General features: G+C 51.8%; 6 protein-coding genes. All 6 read left to right on the top strand.

Annotated features, from left to right (window positions below; all coding sequences use genetic code 11):
• Window positions 1-486, top strand: a 486-nt coding sequence (locus VLX68_11205; GenBank protein ID HUI92804.1) for a T9SS type A sorting domain-containing protein, incomplete at its 5' end; no start/stop codon positions are given.
• 168 nt (window positions 487-654) lie between these two features.
• Window positions 655-1,992 (top strand): hypothetical protein, encoded by a 1,338-nt coding sequence (locus VLX68_11200; GenBank protein ID HUI92803.1) that lies wholly within the window; start codon window positions 655-657, stop codon window positions 1,990-1,992.
• A gap of 192 nt (window positions 1,993-2,184) precedes the next feature.
• Window positions 2,185-3,153, top strand: coding sequence for a T9SS type A sorting domain-containing protein (locus tag VLX68_11195; GenBank protein HUI92802.1), 969 nt, complete (start codon window positions 2,185-2,187; stop codon window positions 3,151-3,153).
• 154 nt (window positions 3,154-3,307) lie between these two features.
• Entirely contained in the window at window positions 3,308-4,297 is a 990-nt protein-coding gene (locus VLX68_11190; GenBank protein ID HUI92801.1) for a hypothetical protein, read from the top strand.
• A gap of 58 nt (window positions 4,298-4,355) precedes the next feature.
• Window positions 4,356-5,324 (top strand): hypothetical protein, encoded by a 969-nt coding sequence (locus tag VLX68_11185; protein ID HUI92800.1) that lies wholly within the window; start codon window positions 4,356-4,358, stop codon window positions 5,322-5,324.
• A 56-nt stretch (window positions 5,325-5,380) separates the two neighbouring features.
• Window positions 5,381-6,337 (top strand): hypothetical protein, encoded by a 957-nt coding sequence (locus tag VLX68_11180; protein ID HUI92799.1) that lies wholly within the window; start codon window positions 5,381-5,383, stop codon window positions 6,335-6,337.
• Window positions 6,338-6,524: the final 187 nt, after the last annotated feature.

The raw sequence follows: 6,524 nt of genomic DNA, 5'->3' as shown, positions 1-6,524 counted from the left end.
ATTAATTTTCTTAATGGGTCCGCGACGGTAAACACGCCGACCGTAACCATCAACGGATCAGGCAGCTATCACGCATGGAGAGCGTACCCCGATTTTACCTCCATCCAGCTTGATTCCGGCGTGCAGGTGATGCAATTCCAGAACGGTTCATACCATCTCAACCAAGACTTCCTTTATTTCGCCGCGGACTCTGGACAGTTTACGACAGAGATTCATCAAGCCTCTGTCAACCCTGCCGCTTCCCAGTCTTTTGGCGTTACCGTGGATCGAGGCGCGGTGCGTTTCTCGCTTCCTGACGCGGGCAAAACAAAAGTTTCGGTCTTTGACTGCCTTGGAAAAGAGATCGCGATGGTTTTGGACCGGAACCTCGCGGCCGGGAAACATTCACTGGCGCTGAGCGAAATCGGTCTGAGAAAGGGCGTGTACTTCATTCGCATGGAGCACGGCAATACAGGCGTCATTACCAGGTTCCTGGTTACCCAATAATCTACGGTTCCGCCAACCTTCGGATAAGCCCTGGAAGCAAATTCCAGGGCTTATCTGTTAAAAGAAAATGCTCATCTTGAGATCTGATCAACATTATTTTATTTACAACGCAGAGAGCTGACGCGATCGGCTTACAATTACATTTGGTTAACAGAGGGGGGATCCAATTTGAAGCGTTTTTGCGTGCATGTGTTACTAGTGGTATTTCTTCTTGGCGTCGGCTTGGCTTCAGCGCAATGTCCCGCATTTGTCCACAAAGTCGCCGTCAAACAATATGTTGATTCCGGAGCCGTTGTTCCAAAAGGAACGGTGGTCAGTGGCCTGCTGTATGCGAATGGTCTTTACACTGCTCCATTGGGCCAGAACACTCCGACGCTCATTCCAAACTCCGATAAGGATGGAATGTGCAACAGCACCCAAATAACCGAAGACGGACAATGGGTCCTTTACAACGCAGGAGGGCCAAAGATCATCCGCATCGACGGGCAGTTCAAGACCGCAGTGCCGGTGACCGCCTCCAACAGCGAGGGCTGTTGCACCTTCTGGTGGCATGCCCCCAGCGGCAAGCTGGAAGTTGTCTACAGGACGCCCGGCGATGCGACACTACATGCGATCCCCGTCACGTTCGGAGCCGCCGCACCCGCGTTCGGCGCGGACCATGTAATCGCCAATTTGACCGGGGGGTCTGGAGAGTTCACTATGGGCGTTTCCTACAATCATATTTTTATGAGATTTGACGATGCGCATTTGGGTCCGAAAATGATTACCATTCCCGATAACGGCACCGGCACGGCCACCAGCGCCGACTTTTATAAGCCAACCGAATATCCGCAACTTGGCTGCAAGTGCACGATGTCGCATGAAGGCCATATCTGCGTTTATAATCCCGGGTTTGACCTGTGGTGTCATTGCATGCTGGATGAAGGCTGCCTTACACGGCATAAATCATGCGTGCTGCTTCCGTTCCAGGAGGAAAATGCGACGCCGGTGAGTTGGCCAAACTTTCTCGTCAAGACAATGGCCATCAGCATAAACTGGGCCCCGGCCAACTTTTTATTGCTTAACCCCAATGATACCGCCGGTCACGGGTTGGACACCAATAATCAGGGTTCCGATGTCAGAGGATGGTGTTTTACAAACGATAGCAACTATATCTCCTGCGACGCCTGGGGCCATAAAATCGGTTCGGACTCGGGCTGCATATTCCTCGTTCAATGGCCCACCAATACTTGGACAAGGATTCTCACCCCCATGCAGCCGGTGGGCAGGGCAACGCTCCTGGCCTTTTCGGCGGTTTGGATCGACACGAGTTACAGGGCCGGCGTTATGCAGTTGCCCGGCATTCGCGGAGGGGCTCGCGGCGATCTTTTCAAGGGAAGCGGCTCCGTGGTTGACATCAGAGGACGCGTTGTGCCGAATGTCAAGGCAGCGCGAAACCTTGCTCCGGGCATTTATTATATCGTGGACCTTGACGGAGGCATGAGGCGCGTGGTTGTCGAACGGTAATTCGTATCGCGCCGCAAGCCTGATGGTCTCCGTGTTCACGCATTGCATGAGCCAAGATCCAGGGATGCCTTACATAATTTGCGGAGTTTTTTTGCATAAAAAAATTCCTGCAGGAATTTTTTCTTATTATATTAACCTACGGGACGAAAAAGGAGGCTTAATCGGTTAATTTTTTCGTAGAGGGGGGATTTGATGAAAGCTTCAAGATTATTCTTCGTTTCATTTTCCGTCATTTCATTGCTCGCATCATTATCCATTGCTGAAATTCCAGCCGGGTATGCAGGCACACCGTTTCCGCCCGGCAGTGCTCCCAGGGAACTCATGGGAAGAATCAACTTCAACGATTTTGATTGCGGCGCGGAAAATGTGTCATGGTATGCGGATGATGCCTGGGACGGGGCGGTGAACCGCAATAAAGTCGGGCTAACAACGGGGCCTGCATCTTTCTGTACCAATGATAACACATCAGACCGTGACACTTTTTACGCAGCCGGCGTTGTGTGGCCGAACGGCGTGCGTTATCCGGACCCGGTTGATACCAGCGTGCAAGATTGCTATATAGGCGCCAGCCACGGTAATAGTTTCACCAAATGGACCGTGCATGTCTCCACGGCCGGAAAATACTGGATCAGTTCCATATGGTCGGCCATGGAAGAACCTGCCCATTACACGGTCCTTTTCCTGAACGGAAAAGACACCGTTAAAACGCCGTTAATAACATTTCAGCAGGAAGCCAGCTATCACGCCTGGAGACTGTACAGTGACTTTGCTTCCGTGCAACTCGATACCGGTGTGCAAGTCCTGTATTTCCAGAACGGTTCAAACCATCTCAACCAGGACTTCCTGTTCTTTGCCACAGACTCGGGAAAATTCACCACGGACGTCATGCAGCCTGCCCTGAAACCGGCCAAAACCGAATCGCATGCGGTCTCCATTAGCCAGAACATTGTCAGGTTGGTCCTGAAGGACGCCGGCATGACAAAAGTTTCGGTTTACGACTGTCTAGGCAGGGAGATCGCAACCGTATTGAATAAAAACCTTGCAGCGGGCGATCACACCGTGACCCTAGCCAAGGCCGGCCTGAAACAGGGAGTTTATTTCCTCCATGTCAACCATAACTCCGCCACCAGCGTAACGAGGTTCCAGACAATCAGCAAATAGGCTGTTTTCAAGACCTATGAAATCATGGGATTTCCGGTGTGTTTTGGGCGGAGGAATTATGTTTTGTCAATGTGAGCGGACCGTCTTCAAAGAAGTGAAATCGGCAATGATTATCCATTAATTCTTTCCTATTTTTTTAGAAAGGGAGTTTTATATGCGTCTTTCAATAAAAATCGCCGCAAGTACAATTTCTTTTTTGCTGTTTACCACTCTTGCGAGCGCCGCGATTCCGCCCGGATATACGGGCAAGCCGTTCTGCTGCGATACCCTTAAAGGCCACTACCAACAGATTCCCGGACAAATTGTGGCCGTGCTTTACGACTCCGGCGGGGAGGGCGTTGCATTCCACTATCCCGGCGGCTGCGGCAACGGCTCAACCATGAGGCAGAATGCGGCCGGCCAGACGATTGCCGCCGATAAGGCGTGCATGCAGCCGTATGAAACCGCCTTTGACTACGTCTTCGGGACAAACCCCGGTCAGCATGCAACAGGCTACTGGCATCTGGCATGGATCGATGCGGCAAGTACCACCGATCCCGGGGAATGGGTGAAATTCTCCGTCCATGTCAACACTGCGGGCACATATTATGTCGGTTTCCATGAGGCGAACGCATATCTTCCGAATCTCCAGACTCTCACGTATTACAACGGCACTAATGTGAAAATCGATTCCATTGTCAATATGGCCGTCGACACGCCGCTGCCCTCCGGATGTCCGGAAGTCTGGCATTCGTGGAGCTACACGCCGAAAGTTGATTCCGTGGCGCTCGATACCGGGCTTCAGGTGATCCAGATGACATTCAAGGTGGGAAGCTGGAATTTCGACTGGATGCAGTTTGATCTCAAGAGCGCGACCGGAACGCTTGAACCTGCAGTGAACCGTCGTCCCGAAAACGATTTCGGACTCAAGACCGGTTTTTCCGTAGGAGTCCTTACGCTTTCGTATGCCGTCAGCCAGCCGGGCGGCGTGAGGATATTCCTGACCGATTGCGCGGGCAAAACCGCATGGTCTTCGTTTGAAAGCGCGAAAGCGGGCTTGCAGACGCGTGCGGTGAACGTGGGGAAGCTAAGACAAGGCGTTTATTTTATTTCGGTGGAGCAGAACGGTTTGAGCGCGGTAAAATCTATTATTATCAACCGTTGAACTGGACAGTTTTGGAAAATAAGGGAAGAGTCCACCATTGGCAGCAAGGAGTTTTTACATGCGTCTGCACCTTAAAATTGCTTTAGCGGCCGCCGTCTGCATTTCAAGTGTTTCATTCTTGTCCGCCGCGATCCCGCCGGATTATACCGGAAAGCCGTTTTGCTGCGACACGCTCCTGGGCAAACCGCAGCAGATTCCCGGACAAGTGGTGTGCGTTTTCTTCGATTCGGGCGGAGAGGGCGTTGCATTCCATTATCTTGGCGGCTGCGGTGACGCGGGCAGTACGATGCGGAAATACGCGAACGGACAATCGATCCAAGCGGATGTGCCTTTATGTATGCAGCAATACAGCGGTAATGACTATGACATGCTCACCGACCTGCACGAAGTCGGCTATTGGCACCTTGCATGGATTGACTCAAATGGGCAATGGCAGAAATACACCGTCCATGTCAATACCGCGGGCATGTATTACGTCAGCTTTCACCAGGCGACTGCATACAGTCCGAATTGTGAAGTACTGACCTACTATAACGGTACAAGCGTAAAGATCGATTCGATCTGGAATCTTCCGATATGCACGGTTCCTCAAGGATGCCCGGAGGTTTGGCATTCCTGGACAATGAACAAAAATGTTGATTCGGTGATGCTCGACACCGGGCTCCAGGTGTTTCAAATTACTTTCTTGCTGGGCAGCTGGAACCTGGATTGGATAAGTTTTGATCTCAAGAGCGCGACCGGAACGCTTCAACCGGCAGTGAACCGGCGTCCCGAAAACGGTTTCGGACTCAAGACCTGCCTTTCCGCCGGGGAGCTTGCGCTTTCGTACGTCGTGAGCCAGCCGGGCGGGGTAAGGATATTCCTGACCGATTGCGCGGGAAAAACCGCATGGTCTTCGTTTGAAAGCGGGAAAGCGGGCCTGCGGGCGCGCACGGTGAATGTGGGGAACCTGAAACAGGGCGTTTATTTTGTTTCGGTGGAGCAAAACGGATTGCGTGAGGTGCGGCCGCTTACCATCACGAAATAATGGTATTTATTGATAAAAAGAAAATATTTCCACCTTTAAAGGAAGGGGTATGTTTTATGCGTTTGCACCGTAAAGTTGCTTTGGGGGGTACGGTGTGGCTGCTGTTCGCTTCATGCCTTTTTGCCGCGATTCCTCAGGGGTACGCGGGCGTGGTTTTCGACTCGCTCAAAGGCGTTCCGATGCAAATCCCCGGTTTCGTGACCGCCGCGTATTTTGACAAGGGCGACTCAGCGGTGACCTTTCAATACACGTGGAGCAATATGGGCGATTGTCACTGGCGCGATGGCGATCCAGGCAAGAAAGTGTCTTTGCAATACTTTGGAACATGGAACGATTTTGTCGCGGGAACCGTTGGCGGCATCGTTGACTCCGCCGCCTATCCTCCTCACGCCAATTGTCATATCGGGTGGGTGCAGAGCGGCGAATGGCTTAAGTATACGGTGCATGTGAACACTGCCGGCAAATATAAGATGATATTGCATCACTCCGTTGTCGATACCAGCAACCTTATCCTTTTCAATGTCGGCGACCTCCCGACTGATTCAGTGGGCGGATTGCCGATATGCATCAGGCCCCCGGGCGATGTTGAAATTAACCACGACTGGAGATGGGACACGACGAAAACCAGGCTCACGCTTGATACCGGCCTCTTTCTCATAAAGGTCTCATTTTTCCACGAAGGCCTAAACTTCCACGGCATGGAGTTTATGCTGGACAACACGCCGGTGCAGCCGGAAAAAAATCAGGCTCTGGCGCAAAAAGGGTTTGGGATTGTGCCTATTGTCAAGGGTGACAAACTTTCCGTTTCCTTCTCGCTCGACCAGACGGGCCTTGTTGCGGTGTCGTTGTTTGACTGTGCCGGCAGGGCGGCGGCTCCCGCCATCGTTAAGACCCTGAACGCCGGGCGCCAAAAGCAGGACATGGGCCTCGGGGGCCTGCTCCGTGGATTGTATTTCGTCCGCGTTGAGCAGAACGGTTTGCGGGAAGTAAAGTCAATACCGGTTGCTCGTTAATTTTTTTAAGTATTTGTATGAAAAGGGGAGTTCACAGGCCGATGACTCCCCTTTTTTCATGAGGTCCAGTCACCTTTTCAGGCCAAACGGGATTTATCGCGTTATATTATTCCCTGACGGCATCCTGATTAGTTTATTTTATGATGTCATCTTGTTTCTATAATCAGATTATAACGGGGAGAGAATC

The sequence above is a fragment of the Chitinivibrionales bacterium genome (assembly GCA_035516255.1).
GTDB lineage: Bacteria > Fibrobacterota > Chitinivibrionia > Chitinivibrionales > FEN-1185 > FEN-1185.
The sequence above is the reverse complement of the archived record's forward strand: the minus strand, read 5'-3'. Positions and strand labels throughout refer to the sequence as shown.

Bases quoted from the DNA above. Each gene is read 5' to 3' on its own strand.
- VLX68_11195 (HUI92802.1), top strand. From the start codon at position 2,185: ATGAAAGCTTCAAGATTATTCTTCGTTTCATTTTCCGTCATTTCATTG.
- VLX68_11190 (HUI92801.1), top strand. From the start codon at position 3,308: ATGCGTCTTTCAATAAAAATCGCCGCAAGTACAATTTCTTTTTTGCTG.
- VLX68_11185 (HUI92800.1), top strand. From the start codon at position 4,356: ATGCGTCTGCACCTTAAAATTGCTTTAGCGGCCGCCGTCTGCATTTCA.
- VLX68_11180 (HUI92799.1), top strand. From the start codon at position 5,381: ATGCGTTTGCACCGTAAAGTTGCTTTGGGGGGTACGGTGTGGCTGCTG.